The following is a 19,022-nucleotide window of genomic DNA, read 5'->3' on the forward strand; positions in this document are numbered from 1 at the left end:
CACGCCTAGACTGAGACGGTGACCGAGGGGAACGGGGCCTCGCGCGTGCGTCGTCAGCGTGCGCGCCGGGCCGCTCGCGCGCCCGAAGCGCCCGTCGAGCCGATGCGCGACGCCGCGGCATCCGTGCCCTACCCCATGCGGATCGCAGCTGCGTGGTCGTGGCGCCTGCTGCTGGTCGGCGGGGTCCTCGCCGTCGTCGTCTTCCTGATCATCCAGCTGCGGTACGTGATCGTCCCGGTGCTCGTCGCCGTGCTCCTCGCCGCGCTGCTCGTGCCGTTCTCGCAGTTCCTGCAGCGTCACCGCTGGCCGAAGTGGCTCGCGGTGACCGTGGCGATGCTCGCGACGATCGTCGCGGTGGCCGGCCTGCTCACGCTCGGCATCTCGCAGATCGTGCGCGGGTCGGGCGACCTCGCCGCGCAGACCGTCATCGCGTGGGAGGACTTCCGCGAGTGGCTCCTCGAAGGGCCGCTGCACGTGACCCCCGAGCAGATCGACGACATCGTGCAGCAGCTCTACTCGTCGATCCAGCAGGACAGCGGCGTGCTCGTCACCGGCGCGCTGTCGGTGAGCTCGTCGATCGGCCACTTCCTCGCGGGCCTGCTGCTCGCCCTCTTCGCGACCCTGTTCATCCTCATCGACGGCCGCCACATCTGGAACTGGATCGTCGGCATCTTCCCGCGCCGGGCCCGCGCGGCCATCGACGGCGCAGGCCGGTCGGGCTGGGCGACGCTCGAGAACTTCGTGAAGGTGCAGATCCTCGTCGCGAGCATCGACGCCGTCGGCATCGGGCTCGGCGCGCTGCTGCTCGGCGTGCCGCTCGCCATCCCCATCGCGATCCTCGTCTTCCTCGGCTCCTTCGTGCCCATCGTCGGCGCGGTCGTGACCGGGGCGCTCGCCGTGTTCGTCGCACTCGTCTACAACGGCTGGGGCATCGCGCTGGCCATGCTCGGCGTCGTCCTGCTCGTGCAGCAGGTCGAGGGCCACATCCTCCAGCCGCTCATCATGGGCACGGCGGTGAAGGTGCATCCGCTCGGCGTCGTCATCGCCGTCACGACCGGGTCGCTGCTCGCCGGCATCCCCGGCGCGTTGTTCGCGGTGCCGATCGCCGCGGTCGGCAACGTCATGATCCTCTACATCTCGGGCGGCACGTGGAAGCAGGCCGCGCCACCCTCGCCCGCCGAGACCCATTCCCCGCTCTGGCGCACGGTACCCCAGCGCCCCGGATACGGACGGTGACATGAACCACGCCCTCGACGACCGGACGGACGCGACCGCCCGCGGATCCGATGCGCCGCCCGTCTGGCCCGGCCCCGACCTCGCCGCGTTCCGGCGCGCGCAGCAGACCGTCGCGGCCGTCGCCCGTCGCACGCCGATGGAGACCTCGCGGTTCCTCGGCCGGCTCGAGGGCGTGCCGGTGCACCTCAAGTGCGAGAACCTGCAGCGCACGGGGTCGTACAAGCTGCGTGGGGCGTACAACCGGCTCTCGGCGCTCTCCGCCGACGAGCGGGCGCGTGGCGTCGTCGCGGCGTCGGCGGGCAACCACGCGCAGGGCGTCGCGTTCGCGGCGCGCGAGCTCGGGATCCGCGCCACCATCTTCATGCCGGTCGGCGTCGCGCTGCCCAAGCTCGAGGCGACGCGGGCGTACGGCGCCGACGTGGTGCTCCGCGGCGACTCCATCGGCGAGACGCTCGAGGCGGCCGCGGCGTTCGCCGCCGAGACCGGCGCGACGATCATCCCGCCGTTCGACCACCCCGACGTCGTCGCGGGTCAGGGCACGCTGGGGCTCGAGATCCTCGAGCAGGCACCGGATGTCGCGACGATCGTCGTGCCCATCGGCGGCGGCGGGCTCGCCGCCGGCGTGGCCAGCGCGGCGAAGCTCGAGGCGGCACGGCTCGGCCGCACCATCCGGGTCATCGGCGTGCAGGCCGAGAACGCCGCGCCGTACCCGCCGTCGCTCGCGGCGGGGGAGCCGACCGCGGTGCCCGTCGTGCCCACCATCGCGGACGGCATCGCCGTGTACCGGCCGGGGGAGCTGAACTTCGCGATCATCCGCGAGACGATCGACGAGATCGTCACCGTCACCGAGGATGACATCGCCCGTGCCCTGCTCGTCCTGCTCGAGCGCGCGAAGCTCGTCGTGGAGCCCGCCGGCGCGGTCGGCGTCGCCGCGCTCATGACCGGCAGGGTGCGCTCCGACGGACCGATCGTGGCGCTGCTGTCGGGAGGCAACATCGATCCCCTGCTCATGCAGCGCGTGATCGCGCACGGCCTGGCGGCCTCCGATCGATACCTCACGTTGCGGATCGGCCTGCCCGACCGGCCGGGCCAGCTCGCGCGCATCGCCCAGCTCGTCGCCGAGGCGAAGGCCAACGTCGTCGAGGTGCTGCACACGCGCCACGGCGCCGGCATGCAGATCTCCGAGGTCGCGCTGCAGCTGTCGGTCGAGACGCGCGGCCCACGTCATGCCGACCAGCTCATCGAGCGGCTGCGGCGCGCCGGCTACGAGCCCCAGATCATGGAGGAATGACGAACGGCCCCTCCGAGGAGGGGCCGTTCGCACGTTCTGGGCTCAGCGGGTCACTGACCGCTCCAGGTGTCGACGCCCGTCACCTCGACCGCGATCTCGCGGCCGTTCGGTGCGGTGTAGCTGGTCTTCTCGCCGACCTTCAGTCCGAGGATGGCGGCACCGAGGGGCGACTGCTCGCTGAAGACGTCGAGCTCGGAGTCGCCGGCGATCTCGCGGCTGCCGATGAGGAAGCGCTCCTCGTCGCCCGCGACGACCGCGGTGATGACGGTGCCGGACTCGACGACGCCGTTCGAGGCGGGCGCCTCGCCGACCTCGGCGGTGCGCAGCAGCTCGGTCAGCTGGCGGATGCGCGCCTCCTGCTTGCCCTGCTCGTCCTTCGCGGCGTGGTAGCCGCCGTTCTCCTTGAGGTCGCCCTCCTCACGCGCGGCCTCGATGCGCTTCGCGATCTCTTCCCGGCCGGTGGTGGAGAGGTGCTCGAGCTCGGCGGCGAGCCGGTCGTAGGCCTCCTGGGTGAGCCAGGTGGTCGCGGTGGCGTCCTGCGCCATGGTGCACACTCCCGTGGATATACGTGACGCCCCAGCGGATGCCGGAGCGAATTTCCTATTCTAGAGCAGCCAGCAGTGGTCCACCAAACCGGTGTTGGCCTGCTGCGCGGTGCGGACGCGCTCGGTGAACGAGCGCAGTGGCCGGTCGGAGGCGGGGATCTCGACGACCCTCCAGCCCACGACCGTGAAGTCCTCGTTCAGCGCCTTCACGATGCAGGCGGCCTCGGTGTCGGCCGGTGCGGAGAGCCGCCACGTGACCTCGACCGCGCGGTCGTCGAGCAGGCGGTGGCCGAGATCGGTCGCCTGGACCTGGGGGCGGCTGCCGTCGAGCCCGGCCCACACGACCCAGGCGACGAGGACCACCGCGAACGCCGCGGCCGCGCCGGCGAGCAGGAGCCGCTCGCGACGACGACGGCCGGTCGTGCGACCGTAGCGGTCGGCGAGAGCGGATGCCGCGGGGCGGGCGTCTGCCGGGGCAGGGGTGCTGTTGAGCACGGCGTCCTCGGCCGCCGCGTCGGCGGACTCGCGTGGGGGCACCGCCCGGCTCCTTCCCGGCTCGATCGTCTAGGCTTGGCATCCAGCCTAACCCCGCCCCCTGAAGGGAATCCGATGCTCGTCGTGCCCGCCGTCGTGCCGCTCCTCGCCGTCGCGGCCGACGAGGAGTTCGACCCGAACGACGTCACGCCCGGTGTCGAGGGGTTCGTCATCACGTTCCTCGTGATGGCCGTCGTGCTGCTGCTCGTGCTCGACATGGTGCGCCGCATCCGGCGGGTCAACTACCGCGCCGAGGCGCGCGAACGGCTCGACGCCGAGGAGCGCGAGGCGGCCGGATCGGGGCCGGGCGGGCCCGGCGGCGACGGCTCCGGGCCGGGGGATGCCGCGGCATCCGACACCCCGCCCTCGAAGCCCGAGTAGCCGCCGGCGCCGTAGCCGGCGTCGCCGACCACCGCGGGTCAGCCGTGGTACGCGGGCTCGAGGGCGATCAGCAGCGTCGCCGTCCAGTGGCACATGAACGCGAGCACGGTGCACACGTGGAAGATCTCGTGGAATCCGAAGTGGCCGGGCCACGGGTTCGGGCGCTTCAGGCCGTAGACGACCGCGCCGATGGTGTACAGCACGCCGCCGACGATGACCAGCACCATCATCGCGACGCTGGCGGCGAGCAGGTCGCCGAGGTACATCACGGCCGCCCAGCCGAGCAGCAGGTAGATCGGCACGTACAGCCAACGCGGCGCGGTGATCCAGAACACGCGGAAGCCGATGCCGAGGAGCGCTCCGCCCCAGACGATCGCGAGCAGCAGGAAGCCCTTGTCGGGCGGCAGCGCGAGGATCGACAGCGGCGTGTAGGTGCCCGCGATGAGCAGGAAGATGTTCGCGTGGTCGATCCGCTTCAGGATCACCTTGGTGCGCGGCTGCCAGTTGAACCGGTGGTACAGCGCCGAGTTGCCGAACAGCAGCATCGACGTGAGCGTGAACACCGCCGACGCCCATTTCGCCCACGGCCCTTCGGCCAGCACGATGAGCATGACGCCGGCGGCGATCGTCAGCGGGAACGTGCCCGCGTGGATCCATCCGCGCCACGTGGGCTTGATCTCGGCCGGATGCTCCGGCGAGGCGTCGATGAGGGGCAGGTTGGGCAGGTCGGGTCCGCGCCGCTCATCGACGGCGACCGCGGCGTCGGACGCATCGAGCTCCGACACCGGGCGGGCCAGGTGCTCGGCGACGTCCTCGGGCTCATGCGCGCTCATGGGCCAAGCGTAGGACCGCCAGCATCACGGCTTGCTGTGAGCCGTCGCCCCGCGGAGGGGTAGCGTAGTCGCGTGCAGACGAGCGATCATCACTCCGGTCGCGGCTTCCTCTACCGGCTCTACCAGAACCGGCTCCGGCGCGAATTCGACCAGGCCGAGATCCCGCACCACGTCGCGATGATCATCGACGGGAATCGGCGCTGGGCCAGGCAGCTCGGCTACGAGTCGGCGGCGCACGGCCATCGCGCCGGCGCGGCGAAGATGCGCGAGTTCCTCGAGTGGTGCGACGACCTCGGCATCAAGGTCGTCACGCTCTACCTGCTCTCGAGCGACAACCTCGTCAACCGCACGACCGACGAGCTCTCCGACCTCATCGAGATCATCGCCGACCTCGCCGAGGAGCTCAGCCACTACCGGGACTGGCGCGTGCAGCACGTCGGCTCCGACGCCGGGCTGCCCGGGCCGCTGGTCGCAGCGCTGGATGCCGCGGAGCAGCGCACCGAGGGCAAGCGCGGGCTGCACGTGAACCTCGCGGTCGGCTACGGCGGCCGCAAGGAGATCACCGACGCCATGCGCTCGATCGTCGCCGCGCACCACGCCGAGGGGCGCAGCCTCGAGGACCTCGCCGAACGGCTCACGCCCGAGCTCATCGGCGAGCACCTCTACACGGGCGGCCAGGCCGATCCCGACCTCGTCATCCGCACGTCGGGTGAGCAGCGCCTGAGCGACTTCATGCTGTGGCAGGCGGCGCACAGCGAGTTCTACTTCGTCGAGGCGCTCGGGCCCGACCTTCGCGAGGTCGACTTCCTGCGCGCCATCCGCGATTACACCATGCGGCACCGGCGGTTCGGCGGTTGATCCGCGCCTGCCCGCCCGCCGTTCTGCCATGATGGCGACCGTGACCATCGACGACTACGCGGCCGGTTTCGGCGAGGAACCGGGTTACCTCGACTACGGCCGCGTCGGACCGCTCTCCCGCGTCGCCGCCGAGGAGACGCTCGCCTTCACGCAGGTGCTCGAGCGCGCCCGGCACGGGAGCATGGAGGCGTTCGAGGAACAGGACGGACGACTCCGCGCCGCGGCATCCGACCTCACCGGCACGCCCGCCGACCGGATCGTGGCGGTGCCCAACACGACCACCGGGCTCATGCACGCCATGTTCGGGCTCACGGGCACGGTGCTGCTCTCGCCCGGCGAGTTCCCCAGTCTCCCGATCGCGGCGGTGCGGGCCAACGAGGCGCTGCACTCGGTGCAGCCCGCGTGGCTCGAGACCGACCACGGCAAGGTCACGCCGGGCCAGATCCGCGACCAGCTCGAGGCCAACGTCGCGGCCGTCGCCGTGAGCCTCGTCGACCCCCGCACGGGCTACCTCTGCGATCTCGAGGGGATCCGGCAGGTGATCGGCGACCGCCTGCTCATCGTCGACGCGATCCAGGGGTTCGGCATCGTCGACGCCCCGTGGGAGCTCGCCGACGTCGTCGTGACGGGTGGCCAGAAGTGGTGCCGGGCCGGATGGGGCACCGGCGTCATGACCCTCTCCGAGCGCGCGCTCGACCGGCTCACGCCCGTGTTCTCGGGCTACACCGGCACTGAGGAGGACGAGGTGTGGGACGAGGTGCCGCCACCGGCGGCCGGCGCGCGCGCGTACCGCGTGTCGAATCCCGACCCGATCGCACAGGCGCGCTTCGCCGCCGCGCTCGAGGAGCTCGCCGGCGTCGGGGTGCCCGAGGTCAACTCGCGCGTCGCGGGCAACGTCAGCCGGGTCATCGAGCTCGCCGACGAGTTCGCGATCCCCGTCGCGTCCTCGCGCGACGAGCGGGAACGCGCCGGGATCGTAGTGCTCGAGCCCGAGCCCGAGCACGTCACCGTGCTCTCCGCATCGCTGCACAACCACGGCGTCACCGCGACGACGCGGCTCGGCACCGTGCGGCTCAGCGTGCACGCCGTGCTCTCCGAGGACACCGTCGAGATGCTCCGCGGAGCGTTCGTGTCGTTCAACACCGCCGCGACGTACTGACCGCCCTCGGCGGCGTCGTGTCGACTTCATGAACGGCGGATGTCGCGCCGCGTGTCGCACTGCCGTTGTCGGCCGTCGGACGTACCGTCGAGGCATCGGGCAAGGCGCCCGATCGAGTCGGCTCGTGAACCGCTCGTGAAGGGATCGCCCGCCGGCGCGAAAGCCGAGCGAGAGCTCGGGGCAGGAGCGGTCGTGACCTCTGTCGAACCCACCAAGCCCCTCGGTCCGGTCGAGTCGAAGGAGCGCCGCACGCGGCCCTCCGACGCGGCCCCGGGGGCTGTCGCGCAGGCCGAGCGCACCTACGTGCTCGACACGTCGGTGCTGCTGTCCGACCCGCGTGCCCTGTTCCGATTCGCCGAGCACCCCGTGGTCCTGCCGGTCGTCGTGATCACCGAGCTGGAGGCCAAGCGCAACGACCCCGAGATCGGGTACTTCGCGCGCGCCGCGCTGCGCCTGCTCGACGACCTCCGCGTGGAGCACGAGCGACTCGACTTCCCGATCCCGGTCGGCGAGGGCGGTTCGCTCCGTGTCGAGCTCAACCACTCGAGCCTGTCGGTCCTGCCGAGCGGGCTGCAGCTGGCCGACAACGACTCGAGGATCCTCGCGTGCGCCCTGAACCTCGCGAACGACGGCCTCGAGGTCACCGTCGTCTCGAAGGACCTCCCGCTGCGGATCAAGGCGGCATCGGTCGGCCTCGACGCGCAGGAGTACCGCGCCGAGCTGGCCGTCGACTCCGGCTGGACGGGCATGGCCGAGCTCGCCCTCGGCTCCAACGACATGGCGAAGCTGTACGAGCACGAGGTGCTCACGACGGACGAGGTGCAGGGCATGCCGGTCAACACCGGGCTCGTCATCCACTCCGAGCGCGGCTCGGCGCTCGGTCGCGTCGTCGGCGAGCGCGAGGTGCGGCTCGTCCGCGGCGACCGCGAGGTCTTCGGCGTCCACGGGCGCTCGGCCGAGCAACGGCTCGCGATCGACCTGTTGCTCGATCCCGAGATCGGCATCCTCTCGCTCGGCGGACGCGCAGGAACCGGCAAGTCGGCGCTCGCGCTGTGCGCGGGGCTCGAGGCGGTGCTCGAGCGCCAGCACCACAAGAAGATCATGGTGTTCCGGCCGCTCTACGCGGTCGGCGGGCAGGAGCTCGGATTCCTGCCCGGCGACCAGGGCGAGAAGATGAACCCCTGGGCGCAGGCGGTCTTCGACACCCTCGGCGCGCTCGTGTCCGACAACGTGCTCGACGAGGTCATCGACCGCGGCATCCTCGAGGTGCTGCCGCTCACGCACATCCGCGGTCGCTCGCTGCACGACGCGTTCGTGATCGTCGACGAAGCGCAGTCGCTCGAGCGCAACGTGCTGCTCACCGTGCTCAGCCGCGTGGGGCAGAACTCCCGCGTCGTGCTCACCCACGACGTGGCGCAGCGCGACAACCTGCGCGTCGGCCGGCACGACGGCGTCGCGAGCGTGATCGAGACGCTGAAGGGCCATCCGCTCTTCGCGCACGTCACGCTGACCCGTTCCGAGCGCTCGGCGATCGCCGCGCTCGTCTCCGAGATGCTCGACGGCAACGAGTTGGCGTAGCCCGCACGCGTCGACGGCCCCGGAGCTCGAGCTTCGGGGCCGTCGACGTGCGGTGCGGGTTGGCTACTTCGCCTGCGGCGGGCGCGTCATCGACAGCAGGTGCAGGGCCTCGTCGAGCTGTTCCTCGGTGAGGTCGCCGCGCTCGACGTGACCGAGGTCGATCACGGCCTCGCGCACCGTGATGCCCTTGGCCACCGAGTGCTTGGCGATCTTCGCCGCGGCCTCGTAGCCGATGATCTTGTTCAGCGGCGTCACGATCGACGGCGACATGCCGGCGAGTGCCGACGTGCGCTCCTCGTTGGCCTCGAGGCCCTCGACGGTCTTGTCGGCGAGCACGCGGACCGAGTTGGCGAGCAGGCGGATCGACTCGAGCAGCGCGGTGCCCATCACCGGGATCTGCACGTTGAGCTCGAAGGAGCCGGACGCGCCGGCCCACGCGATCGTCGCGTCGTTGCCGACGACGCGCGAGGCGACCATGAGCACGGCCTCGGGGACCACGGGGTTGACCTTGCCGGGCATGATCGAGGATCCGGGCTGGAGGTCGGGGATGACCAGCTCGCCGAGGCCGGTGTTCGGGCCCGAGCCCATCCAGCGGAGGTCGTTGCAGATCTTGGTCAGGCTCACGGCGATGGTGCGCAGGGCGCCGGATGCCTCGACGAGGCCGTCGCGGTTGGCCTGCGCCTCGAAGTGGTCGGCCGCCTCGGTGATGGGCAGTTCGGTCTCCTGCTGGAGGAGCTCGATCACGAGCTGCGGGAAGCCCGCGGGCGTGTTGATGCCCGTGCCGACGGCGGTGCCGCCGAGGGGCACCTCGGCGACGCGCGGCAGCGCGGACTGCACGCGGTCGATGCCGAGGCGGATCTGCCGGGCATAGCCGCCGAACTCCTGGCCGAGCGTCACGGGCGTGGCGTCCATGAGGTGGGTGCGGCCGGCCTTCACGACACCGGCCCACGCCTCGGCCTTCGTCTCGAGCGCGACCGCGAGGTGGTCGAGCGCCGGGATGAGGTCGTCGATGAGGGCGGCGGTGACCGCGATGTGCACCGAGGTCGGGAACACGTCGTTGGACGACTGCGACGCGTTGACGTGGTCGTTGGGATGCACCGGGCTGCCGAGGTTCTCGGTCGCCAGCGAGGCGAGCACCTCGTTCATGTTCATGTTCGACGACGTGCCCGAGCCGGTCTGGTAGACGTCGATGGGGAAGTGCGCGGCGATGTCGACCCGTCCGTCGATGACCTGGTCGGCCGCGTCGGCGATCGCCTGGGCGATCCGGGCGTCGAGCACGCCGAGCCGCGCGTTGGCGAGGGCGGCGGACTTCTTGATGCGCGCGAGCGCGGCGACCTGCGCCGGCTCGAGCCCCTTGCCGGAGATCGGGAAGTTCTCGACGGCGCGCTGCGTCTGCGCGCGGTACAGGGCCGACGCGGGGACCCGCACCTCGCCCATCGTGTCGTGTTCGATCCGGTAGTCGGCGGCGTTGTCCACCACGGTATGTTCCCCTTCGATGTCGCGATGCGCGCGCGGCGGGCGGATGCCGCCGTCGGCTTCAGATGCGACCGACTGCGACGTCGGTCTCGGCGCGGCCCTCGAGCAGCCGGTAGTTCGCGCCGACGACTGCCAGCGTACCCGCTGCGATCGCGTCGCTGATCAGCTCGGAGCGCTCGACGAGCTCGGCCACGGTGTCGCGCAGATGCTCGCGCCCGACGTAGCCGGCGTCGATCGCGTCGGTGTCGATCGGGCCCTCGGCGGTGCCCGCGACGCGGCGCACCGCGGGCACGATCCGGTCGACGAGCGACCCGATGTGCGCGGGCAGCGGGTCGGGTTCGGCGCCCTGCGAGTCGATCGCGGCGCGCACCGCACCGCAGTGGTCGTGGCCGAGCACGAGGATCAGCGGCACGCCGAGCACGCCCACGGCGTACTCGAGGGAACCGATCACGTCGTCGGAGATCACCTGGCCGGCGTTGCGCACCACGAAGGCGTCGCCGAGTCCGACGTCGAAGATGATCTCGGCGGCCAGGCGCGAGTCGCTGCAGCCGAAGATCGCCACGAGTGGCCGCTGCTGGCCGGCGAGCTCGGTGCGGCGCTCGACATCCTGCCGCGGGTGCTGCGGAGTGCCGGCGATGAACCGCGTGTTGCCGGCGCGGAGCTCGCGCCAGGTCTCGGCGGGCGTGGTCGGTCGTGCGGGGGCGGGCTGGCTCACGGCCGGCTCCTCTCAGCGCTGCGCGTCGATGGCGGGGACGATCGCCCCGGCGAGGGTCTCGAACTCGTCGGGGTCGGCGGTGCCGAGCAGCACGAAGGTGCTCTCGCCCGCCTCGGTCACGAGGCCGTACCGCGCGTTGCCGACGTCGGCGTCGGTGTCGCGGTTGTCGTAGACGGTCCACTCGACGCCGTCGATCGTGACGACGCCCGTGGCGATGGTGTTCGCGAGCAGGTCGGCGGTCCAGGTCGGGTTCGCGCCGAGGCCCTGGTACATGCCGACGTACTCGTCGCCCGGTGTGAGGTACCCGGCGTACCAGGCGGTGACGCCGTCGGCCTCGCGCTGGCGCAGCGAGGCGTCGTTCGACCGCCAGCCCTCGGGCAGCTCGGGCACCGCGAGCTGCTGCTCGACGCCGACCTGGGCCTGCGCGGCGACGGCGGCGACGTCGATGTCGCGCTCGATCGGGGTGTCGCTGCGCGGCACGATGAGCACGATCACGGCGACGACCGCGAGGCTCGCGACGAGCGCCCCGACGAGGTTGCGCACGTTCTGCCGCTGCCGGTGGTTGTGCGAATCCTGCGCCTTGCGAGCCGCCGTCTCTTCAGGCGTCTCGGGCCGGCCGAGCTCGGCGACGACGCGGGGTTCGCGGCGCGCCATCAGGCGTCTCCGCCGTCGGCTGCGGCGCCCGGTGCCGTGGCGCGGGCGGCGCCCGCACGAGCGGCGTCGAGTCGGGCCTTCGCCCCGAGCAGCCATTCCTCGCAGCGCTGCGCCAGCGCCTCGCCGCGCTCCCACAGGGCGAGCGACTGCTCGAGCGTGGCCGAGCCCTGCTCGAGTTCGGCGACGACGCGCACGAGCTCGTCGCGCGCCTGCTCGTAGCTGAGCTCGGCGACATCCGGGGGAGTGGTGGGCATGGAGGGCATTCTATTCGGCGTCGCCGACAGCGCCCCGTGAGGTCGCGGCAAGGCGGCCCTCGGCCAGCGTGATGCGCAGCGCCGTGCCGTCGGGCGCCTGGTCGGGGCGGGTGAGCACGCCGTCGTGCTCGCGCTGCACGATCGCGTAGCCCCGCTCGAGCGTGGCGAGCGGCGACAGCGCCCGGAGCTGCGAGCGCAGCTCGGCCGTGCGCGTCACCGCACGCTCGATCGCGCGATCGGCGAGCTCGGAGCCGCGCGCGACCCAGCGCGTCACGTCCTCCGCGCGACGATCGACGATCCAGCTAGCGTCGGCGAGGGCCGGGCGCGTGCGCAGGTGGCCGATCCGGTCGATCTCGTGGGTGACGAGCGTGGTCACCCGCATGCGGACGCGGGCGCGCGCCTGCTCGACGCGGACGAGCTCTTCGGAGACATCGGGCACGACCCGCTTCGCGGCATCCGTCGGCGTCGACGCACGCAGGTCGGCGACCTCGTCGAGCAGGGGGCGGTCGGCCTCATGCCCGATGGCGCTCACGACGGGCGTGGATGCCGCGGCCGCGGCCCGCACGACGCGCTCGTCGCTGAACCCGAGCAGGTTCTGGAAGTCGCCGCCGCCGCGCGCGACGATGATGACCTCGACCTCGGGGTCGGCGTCGAGCCGCCGGATGGCAGCGACCACCTCGGGCACGCACCGGTCGCCCTGCACGGCGGCGTACGCCATCCGGAACTCGACCGCCGGCCAGCGCAGGCGCGCGTTGCGCACGACGTCCTTCTCGGCGTCGCTGTCGCGCGCGGTGACCAGGCCGATCACCTGCGGCAGGAACGGCAGCGCCCGCTTGCGGGCCGGGTCGAAGAGGCCCTCGGCGGCCAGCTGCACGCGCAGCCGCTCGACGCGCTCGAGGAGGTCGCCGATGCCGACGTGGCGCACGTCGAAGACCTGCATCGTGAGCGAGCCGCCCTTGACCCACCAGTTGGGCTTGACCAGCGCGACGACGTGGTCGCCCGCCTTGAACTGCTCGGAGAGCTTCGCGCGCGTCGACGACCAGATCGAGAACGACACCGTGGCGTCGGCCTCGAGGTCCTTCAGCTTGCCGTAGACGTTGCCGGCCGAGACGCCCCACTGCGTGATCTCGCCCTCGATCCACACCGTGCCCAGGCGGTCGAGGTACTCCTTGAGCTTGCCCGAGAGCATCGAGACGGACCACGGGGTCTCGCGGGTCGTGGGGCCCTGAGCCATGCGCCTCCCAGCTGTTCGTCGTTCGCGCCCGCGTAGGATGGCAACCGTGACGAGCTTGACGGATGCCCCGCGGATCGACCTCGGCATGCCTCGGATCCCGAGTGTGCGAGGCCGGCTCAAGGATATCCCCGCCCCCGGACACAAGCGGGTGCTGCTGGCGGCCCCCCGCGGGTACTGCGCGGGCGTCGACCGTGCCGTGATCGCGGTCGAGAAGGCGCTCGAGCACTACGGCGCGCCCGTCTACGTGCGCAAGCAGATCGTCCACAACATCCACGTCGTCACCGAGCTCGAGAAGCAGGGTGCCGTGTTCGTCGAGGAGGTCGACGAGGTTCCCGAAGGGGCGCACGTGGTGTTCAGCGCACACGGCGTCTCGCCGGCGGTCGTCAATGCCGCGGCCGACCGCGGCCTGCACGCGATCGACGCGACCTGCCCGCTCGTGACGAAGGTGCACCGCGAGGCGGTGCGGTTCGCGCGCGACGACTTCGAGATCCTGCTGATCGGCCACGAGGGCCACGAAGAGGTCGAGGGCACCGCCGGCGAGGCCCCCGACCACGTCACGCTCGTCAACAGCCCCGACGACGTGCCGAACATCGAGGTGCGCGATCCCGACAAGGTCGTGTGGCTCTCGCAGACCACGCTCTCGGTCGACGAGACGATGGAAACGGTGCGCCGGCTCCGCGAGCGGTTCCCGAACCTGCAGGACCCTCCGTCCGACGACATCTGCTACGCCACGCAGAACCGCCAGGTCGCGATCAAGAAGGTCGCCCGCGAGGCCGACGTCGTCATCGTCGTCGGCTCGGCGAACTCGTCGAACAGCGTCCGGCTGGTCGAGGTCGCGCTCGAGAACGGCGCGAAGCGCGCCTACCGCGTGGACTACTCGACCGAGATCCAGCAGGAGTGGCTCGAGGGCGCCGAGACCGTCGGCGTCACGAGCGGCGCGTCGGTGCCCGAGGGGCTCGTCAAGGAGGTGCTCCTCGAACTCGAGGACGCCGGCTACGGCGAGGTCGCCGAGGTGAAGACCGCCGAGGAGGACCTGATGTTCTCGCTGCCGAAGGAACTGCGCAAGGACCTCTCGGGCAACCGCGACGCACGGGCGCTCGGCGGGCGCAGCCGCGCCGCCTCGGCCTCGTAGGGCCGATGGCTCCCGGGCCGGTGGGTGACGGCGCCGAGGACGGGCTCGGCATCGGCGCATCTGCGTGGGGCTTCGACGCCCGCCCGCTCACCGAGCCGGTGGATCGAGCTGCCGCGCGCGAGTTCGCGGGCGAGCTCCGCGCCAGCGGTCGCGTGCCGAGCCTCTTCGGCGGGGCGGACGGCGTCCGGATCATCCCCATCGCCTTCGCCGTGCTCGCCGGCCTCGTCGTGCTGGGCATCGTGCTGTCGCTGGCGTCCTCGTTCGTGGGCATGTCGTCCGAGGTCGGCGGCTGGACCGCGGCCCCGTTCGCGTTCGTCCCGATCGGAATCGTCGTGGGTGTCGGCGCGCTCGCGATCGTCCGCCTCGTCGGGCGGGGCACGTCGACGCGGTGGTACCGGCTGGATCGATTCGCTCGCGCGAACGCCATGTCGTTCGAGCCGCACCGCCGCGATCCCGGGCTGCCGGGCATGATCTTCGGCGTCGGGACCGATCGCATCGCATCCGACATCGTGCGCGGCGAACGCCCCCGCCCCGTCGAGTTCGGCAACTACCGCTTCACCACGGGCTCCGGCAAGAGTCGCTCGACGCACCGCTGGGGCTACGTGGCCGTGAAGCTGGACGTCCCGCTGCCGCACATCGTGCTCGACGCGACCAACAACAACGGCCTGTTCGGCATGTCCAACCTGCCGGCGACCTTCGACCGCGACCAGCGACTGAGCCTCGAGGGCGACTTCGACGAGTACTTCGCGCTGCACGCGCCCGTCGGGTACGAGAGCGACGCGCTGTACCTCTTCACGCCCGACATCATGGCCCGGTTCATCGACCATGCGGCGGCGGTCGACGTCGAGATCATCGACGACTGGCTGTTCCTGTACACCCGCCGCGACGTGTCGACGCTCGATCCCGCGACCTGGGCCTGGCTCTTCTCGGTGGTCGCCGCGCTGCTCGACAAGCTCGGCCGTTGGGCGCGATGGCGCGATGACCGGCTCGCCCGCAGCGAGCCGATGCTCGCGGCGACCGCGATCCCGGCGCCCGCGGCACCCACGGCCGCATCGCAGGAGGCGCTCGCGTTCACGACGCCGGCCGCACTGCTCCGTCCTCCGCCCGGCGTCGCCGAGCCCGGTCGACGTCTCACCCGCAGCGTCTCGCGCGCCGCCGTCGTCGCCTTCGTCGTGATCGTGCTGTTCTGGGCGTGGCGGTTCATCAGCGGTGCGCTGACCTCGCTGTCGCCCTGAGGCCTGCCGCGCTGAGAGGCCCGTTCAGACGCCGGACATGCGCTCCAGGTACGACTGGAAGGTCGGATCCGTGAGGAACACGATCGACGTCATGACGATCGTGGAGACCAGCGCGATCGCGCCGCCGACGATCGGAACCCAGAATGCGACCCTCCGCGCGCGCAGCCGGGCGATGGCCCAGCCCAGCACCGCGGCGTAGAGCGCCAGCATGAACACCGTGCCGACGAGCGCGAGCGTCGGCAGCCACTCCTGGGGCGTGTAGGTACCCACGCCCTGCTGCGTGTAGACCGTCTGGATGGCGCCGGGCAGCTGCTGCAGGCTCACCGACGTGTTCCAGGCGCCCAGCGCGCCGAGCGCGAGCAGCAGGATCGTGAAGAACCGGTCGGCGCTGCGCGTCTGCGCCGCCGGAGCCTGCAGTGCCGGCGAGCTCGGCCCGTTCGGCGCCGGCTCGGCGGGTGGTGGCGGCGGTGCCGGGTGCGGGGCGGATGCCGCGGCATCCGCCCGCTCGTCGGCAGGCGGTTGCCACGACCAGCCCTCGGGGGCGTACTCGCCGTATTGCGGACGCGGCCGCTCGTCGCGCGGCGGCGGGGGCGCGGAGCCGTCGATCGGCTGCCCCTGCGTCTCGTTCCGAGCGGCCTCGTCCTGCGACATCCGGTGCCCTACGCCGAGATCGACTTGCCGGCCGACCCGAGCTGGCGGGTCGCCTCGCCGACGCGCGCGGCCATCGCGGACTCGGCGACCTTGCCCCAGGCCCGCGGGTCGTACTGCTTCTTGTTGCCGACCGAGCCGTCGACCTTCAGCACGCCCTCGTAGTTCTGGAACATGTAGCCGGCGATCGAGCGCGTGAACGCGTACTGCGTGTCGGTGTCGATGTTCATCTTCACCACGCCGTTCGCGACCGCCTCGGCGATCTCGGCATCGGTCGAGCCCGAGCCGCCGTGGAAGACGAGGTCGAGCGGCTTCGCGGCTGTGCCGTTCGCGCCCTTGACTCCATACCGTGCGGCGAGGCCGTCCTGGATCTCCTTGAGCAGCGACGGGCGCAGCTTGACGTTGCCGGGCGCGTACACGCCGTGCACGTTGCCGAACGTGAGCGCGGCCATGTAGCGGCCGTTCTCGCCGAGGCCGAGCGCCTCGACCGCGGCGATCGCGTCGTTCAGGGTCGTGTAGAGCGCCTCGTTGGAGCCCTCGTGCTGGACGCCGTCCTCCTCGCCGCCGACGACGCCGATCTCGACCTCGAGGATCGCGTTGATGTTCTTCAGCTTCGGCAGGATGTCCTTCGCGATCTCGAGGTTCTCGTCGAGGGGCACGGCCGAGCCGTCCCACATGTGCGACTGGAAGATCGGGTTGCGGCCGGCCTTCACCTCTTCTTCGGAGGCGGCGATGAGCGGGTAGACGAAGCCGTCGAGCGCGTCCTTCGGGCAGTGGTCGGTGTGCAGGGCGACCGTGTTCGGGTACGCCTTGGCGACCTCGTGCGCGAACTTCGCGAACGCGAGGGCGCCGGCGGCGCGGGCCTTCACGGTGTGGCCGGCGAAGTAGTCGGCGCCGCCCGTGGTGACCTGGATGATGCCGTCGGAACCGGCCTCGGCGAGGCCCTGCAGCACCGCGTTGAGGGTCTGCGAGCTCGACACGTTGAAGGCCGGGAACGCGAAGCCCTGGGCCTTGGCGGTGTCGAGCATCTGCGCGTACTGCTCGGGGGTTGCGATGGGCATGCCGTGCTCCTTCGAAAGTCGTGGGTTGGCATGAGTCTACCGACGTGTCGAGCGGCCCTCAGGTGCCGGTGGTCGCGGTGAGGGCGGATGGCGCGAGCCCGTCGGGCACGATGGAGGCATGACCCATCCACCCGACGTCGCCCACGCGCTCGCCGACGGTCTCGCGGAGGCGACCCGCCGCGCTGCCGTCGCCGCGCTGCCGTTCGTGGGGAGTGGCGATCGTGACGCCGTCGACGGTGCGGCCGTCGCCGCGATGCGCGCGGCGCTCGCGAGGGTGCCCGTCGACGGGCGCGTCGTCGTCGGCGAGGGCGAGAAGGACGAGGCGCCCATGCTGCACCTCGGCGAGCGGTTCGGGAGCGGGCACGGGCCTGCGCTCGACCTCTCCGTGGACCCGGTCGACGGCACGAGCCTCGCGGCCGCCGGCCTTCCGGGCGCGATGGCGATCATGGCGGTCGCCGCTCGTGGGGCGTTCCTCGACATCGGGCCGGCGCACTACATGGGCAAGCTCGTCAGCAGGGTGCCGGGCCTGCGTCTCGACGCGCCGCTCGGCGAGATCGCCGCGGCTCGCGGCGTGGCCGTGTCCGACGTGCGCGTGGCGGTGCAGGACCGGCCGCGCAACGCGGCGTTCGCCCGCGCTGCCGCCGACGCGGGTGCCGCCGTCGAGTCGTTCGTGCACGGCGACGTCGAGCGGTGCCTGCGCGCCGCGCGGCCCGAGGGCGACCTCGACCTCGTCGTCGGCATCGGCGGTGCCCCCGAGGGGGTGCTCACCGCCGCCGCCGTCCGCGCGCTGGGCGGGTGGATGCAGGCTCGCCTCGAGCCCCAGTCCGATCGTGAGGCCGAACGGCTGGCGACGGCGCGGATTCCTACCCACCGGATCGTCGGCCTCGACGAGCTGTGCGCCGCGACGGCGGCGGTGTTCCTCACCGCCGTGACGCCGTGCGACGTCGGGCCGGGGGCCCGACTCGCGCCCGGCGAGTCGTGGCGGGCCGGGTCGATCGACCCGTCCACCTGACGCAAGGGGGTGGGCCGGATGGCGCGTCCCCCGCGCCATCCGTTAAGAACCGTGGAACTTTCACCCCCGATCGCCGTCCTCGCGAGGCCGCACGCCGACCCGCTCAGTAGGCTCGAAGGCGATCCCACGACTGCCTGGAGGACCCCTCGATGGTGAGCACCGATACCGCAAGCCTCTTCCTGCACCCCGATCGCAACATCGCGCTCGAGCTGGTGCGTGCGACGGAGGCCGCCGCCATCCGCTCGTACCCGTGGATCGGCCGCGGCGAGAAGCTCGCCGCCGACGGCGCCGCGGTCGACGCCATGCGGGCCTTCCTCGGAACCGTGAACTTCGACGGCGTCGTGGTCATCGGCGAGGGCGAGAAGGACGAGGCGCCCATGCTCTTCAACGGCGAGCGGGTCGGCAACGGGCGCGGCCCGGCATGCGACATCGCGGTCGACCCCATCGACGGCACGTCGCTGACCGCGGCCGGGCGACAGAACGCGCTGTCGGTGATCGCGGTCGCCGACCGTGGCACGATGCTCGACGCGTCATCCGTCTTCTACATGGACAAGATCGTGACGGATGCCGCGGGCATCGGCGTCGTCGACATCCGCAACCCGATCGGCGAGAACCTCCGCGCGCTCGCCGCAGCCAAGGGCAAGGAGGTCGGCGAGCTCCGGGTCGCGGTGCTGAACCGCCCGCGGCACGAGCAGCTCATCGCCGACATCCGCGCGGCCGGCGCCGGCACCCGTCTCATCTCCGACGGCGACGTTGCGGGCGGCATCAACGCGGCGCGCTACGAATCGCGCATCGACATGTGCGTCGGCATCGGCGGCAGCCCCGAGGGCATCACGACGGCGTGTGCGATCAAGGCCCTCGGCGGGTTCATGCAGGGGCGGCTCGCGCCGAAGGACGACGCGGAGCGCGCCCGCGGCGAGGCCGCCGGGCTGGACTGCGACCAGGTCTACGAGCTCGACGACCTGGTGCGCAGCGACAACACGTTCTTCGTCGCCACGGGCGTGACCGACGGCGAGCTCGTCGACGGCGTGCGCAAGAAGGGCCCGATCATCCGCACCGAGTCGATCGTGCTGCGCGGCAGGTCGGGCACCATCCGTCGCATCATCGCCGACCACCTCGCCGAGAAGTGGCTCGACGAAGCCGACCGCTGATTTCCCTGCGCGGCGCGACGCTGCCCTGAGCGGAC

20 protein-coding genes are annotated in these 19,022 nt (G+C 71.8%); 10 read left to right on the forward strand and 10 right to left on the reverse strand.

Annotated elements, in window-relative coordinates; all coding sequences use genetic code 11:
- Nucleotides 1-18: 18 nt before the first annotated feature.
- Together ACFQ58_RS15740 and ilvA are read left to right on the forward strand one after the other, a co-directional pair.
- A complete protein-coding gene (locus ACFQ58_RS15740) occupies nucleotides 19-1,236 on the forward strand; it encodes an AI-2E family transporter (RefSeq protein WP_376952109.1) in 1,218 nt (405 codons plus the stop codon).
- Nucleotide 1,237: 1 nt separating this feature from the next.
- Nucleotides 1,238-2,527 carry a threonine ammonia-lyase gene (gene ilvA / locus ACFQ58_RS15745; protein ID WP_376952110.1) on the forward strand — a complete coding sequence of 430 codons (1,290 nt, stop codon included), beginning with the start codon at nucleotides 1,238-1,240 and terminating at the stop codon, nucleotides 2,525-2,527.
- A 50-nt stretch (nucleotides 2,528-2,577) separates the two neighbouring features.
- Here ilvA and greA read toward each other — a convergent pair whose 3' ends face one another.
- Both greA and ACFQ58_RS15755 read right to left on the reverse strand, forming a co-directional pair.
- Nucleotides 2,578-3,072, reverse strand: coding sequence for a transcription elongation factor GreA (gene greA, locus ACFQ58_RS15750; protein ID WP_376952111.1), 495 nt, complete (start codon nucleotides 3,070-3,072; stop codon nucleotides 2,578-2,580).
- A 60-nt stretch (nucleotides 3,073-3,132) separates the two neighbouring features.
- Nucleotides 3,133-3,609 carry a DUF4307 domain-containing protein gene (locus ACFQ58_RS15755; RefSeq protein WP_376952112.1) on the reverse strand — a complete coding sequence of 159 codons (477 nt, stop codon included), beginning with the start codon at nucleotides 3,607-3,609 and terminating at the stop codon, nucleotides 3,133-3,135.
- A 72-nt stretch (nucleotides 3,610-3,681) separates the two neighbouring features.
- Here ACFQ58_RS15755 and ACFQ58_RS15760 point away from each other — a divergent pair, with 72 nt between their 5' ends.
- Entirely contained in the window at nucleotides 3,682-3,987 is a 306-nt protein-coding gene (locus tag ACFQ58_RS15760) for a hypothetical protein (RefSeq protein WP_376952113.1), read from the forward strand.
- Between the two features lie 38 nt (nucleotides 3,988-4,025).
- Here ACFQ58_RS15760 and ACFQ58_RS15765 read toward each other — a convergent pair whose 3' ends face one another.
- On the reverse strand, nucleotides 4,026-4,820 hold the full coding sequence (locus ACFQ58_RS15765; RefSeq protein WP_376952114.1) for a hemolysin III family protein: 795 nt from the start codon (nucleotides 4,818-4,820) through the stop codon (nucleotides 4,026-4,028).
- A gap of 72 nt (nucleotides 4,821-4,892) precedes the next feature.
- Here ACFQ58_RS15765 and ACFQ58_RS15770 point away from each other — a divergent pair, with 72 nt between their 5' ends.
- The 3 genes from ACFQ58_RS15770 to ACFQ58_RS15780 all read left to right on the forward strand — a co-directional run bounded on the left by ACFQ58_RS15770 (nucleotide 4,893) and on the right by ACFQ58_RS15780 (nucleotide 8,415).
- Complete coding sequence (locus tag ACFQ58_RS15770) at nucleotides 4,893-5,678, forward strand: isoprenyl transferase (RefSeq protein WP_376952115.1); 786 nt, start codon at nucleotides 4,893-4,895, stop codon at nucleotides 5,676-5,678.
- 40 nt (nucleotides 5,679-5,718) lie between these two features.
- On the forward strand, nucleotides 5,719-6,837 hold the full coding sequence (locus ACFQ58_RS15775) for an aminotransferase class V-fold PLP-dependent enzyme (RefSeq protein ID WP_376952116.1): 1,119 nt from the start codon (nucleotides 5,719-5,721) through the stop codon (nucleotides 6,835-6,837).
- Between the two features lie 192 nt (nucleotides 6,838-7,029).
- Nucleotides 7,030-8,415 (forward strand): PhoH family protein, encoded by a 1,386-nt coding sequence (locus ACFQ58_RS15780; protein ID WP_376952117.1) that lies wholly within the window; start codon nucleotides 7,030-7,032, stop codon nucleotides 8,413-8,415.
- A 63-nt stretch (nucleotides 8,416-8,478) separates the two neighbouring features.
- Here ACFQ58_RS15780 and ACFQ58_RS15785 read toward each other — a convergent pair whose 3' ends face one another.
- The 5 genes from ACFQ58_RS15785 to xseA are packed head-to-tail and all read right to left on the reverse strand — an operon-like array spanning nucleotide 8,479 to nucleotide 12,748.
- On the reverse strand, nucleotides 8,479-9,894 hold the full coding sequence (locus tag ACFQ58_RS15785) for a class II fumarate hydratase (protein WP_376952118.1): 1,416 nt from the start codon (nucleotides 9,892-9,894) through the stop codon (nucleotides 8,479-8,481).
- A 58-nt stretch (nucleotides 9,895-9,952) separates the two neighbouring features.
- Nucleotides 9,953-10,606, reverse strand: a complete 654-nt coding sequence (locus tag ACFQ58_RS15790) for a carbonic anhydrase (protein WP_376952119.1) — start codon at nucleotides 10,604-10,606, stop codon at nucleotides 9,953-9,955.
- 12 nt (nucleotides 10,607-10,618) lie between these two features.
- The gene (locus ACFQ58_RS15795) at nucleotides 10,619-11,260 is read right to left on the reverse strand and encodes a DUF4245 family protein (RefSeq protein WP_376952120.1); all 642 of its coding nucleotides are present in this window, start codon (nucleotides 11,258-11,260) and stop codon (nucleotides 10,619-10,621) included.
- Entirely contained in the window at nucleotides 11,260-11,523 is a 264-nt protein-coding gene (locus ACFQ58_RS15800) for an exodeoxyribonuclease VII small subunit (protein WP_376952121.1), read from the reverse strand. Before ACFQ58_RS15800 ends, ACFQ58_RS15795 begins: the two co-directional genes overlap by 1 nt.
- Before the next feature lies 1 nt (nucleotide 11,524).
- Entirely contained in the window at nucleotides 11,525-12,748 is a 1,224-nt protein-coding gene (xseA, locus tag ACFQ58_RS15805; RefSeq protein WP_376952122.1) for an exodeoxyribonuclease VII large subunit, read from the reverse strand.
- A gap of 85 nt (nucleotides 12,749-12,833) precedes the next feature.
- On the opposite strand from xseA, the gene ACFQ58_RS15810 reads away from it, so the two are divergent.
- Both ACFQ58_RS15810 and ACFQ58_RS15815 read left to right on the forward strand, forming a co-directional pair.
- Entirely contained in the window at nucleotides 12,834-13,880 is a 1,047-nt protein-coding gene (locus ACFQ58_RS15810; protein ID WP_376952290.1) for a 4-hydroxy-3-methylbut-2-enyl diphosphate reductase, read from the forward strand.
- 5 nt (nucleotides 13,881-13,885) lie between these two features.
- A complete protein-coding gene (locus tag ACFQ58_RS15815) occupies nucleotides 13,886-15,115 on the forward strand; it encodes a hypothetical protein (RefSeq protein WP_376952123.1) in 1,230 nt (409 codons plus the stop codon).
- A gap of 24 nt (nucleotides 15,116-15,139) precedes the next feature.
- Here the strand turns inward: ACFQ58_RS15815 and ACFQ58_RS15820 are convergent, their stop codons facing one another.
- On the reverse strand, nucleotides 15,140-15,766 hold the full coding sequence (locus ACFQ58_RS15820; RefSeq protein ID WP_376952124.1) for a DUF6264 family protein: 627 nt from the start codon (nucleotides 15,764-15,766) through the stop codon (nucleotides 15,140-15,142).
- Nucleotides 15,767-15,774: 8 nt separating this feature from the next.
- Nucleotides 15,775-16,824, reverse strand: a complete 1,050-nt coding sequence (gene fbaA / locus ACFQ58_RS15825; RefSeq protein ID WP_376952125.1) for a class II fructose-bisphosphate aldolase — start codon at nucleotides 16,822-16,824, stop codon at nucleotides 15,775-15,777.
- Nucleotides 16,825-16,942: 118 nt separating this feature from the next.
- On the opposite strand from fbaA, the gene ACFQ58_RS15830 reads away from it, so the two are divergent.
- Together ACFQ58_RS15830 and glpX are read left to right on the forward strand one after the other, a co-directional pair.
- Complete coding sequence (locus tag ACFQ58_RS15830; RefSeq protein ID WP_376952126.1) at nucleotides 16,943-17,836, forward strand: fructose-bisphosphatase class II; 894 nt, start codon at nucleotides 16,943-16,945, stop codon at nucleotides 17,834-17,836.
- A gap of 149 nt (nucleotides 17,837-17,985) precedes the next feature.
- Nucleotides 17,986-18,987, forward strand: coding sequence for a class II fructose-bisphosphatase (gene glpX, locus ACFQ58_RS15835; RefSeq protein WP_376952127.1), 1,002 nt, complete (start codon nucleotides 17,986-17,988; stop codon nucleotides 18,985-18,987).
- Nucleotides 18,988-19,022: the final 35 nt, after the last annotated feature.

Source organism: Agromyces sp. NPDC056523 (assembly GCF_042794545.1).
GTDB lineage: Bacteria > Actinomycetota > Actinomycetes > Actinomycetales > Microbacteriaceae > Agromyces.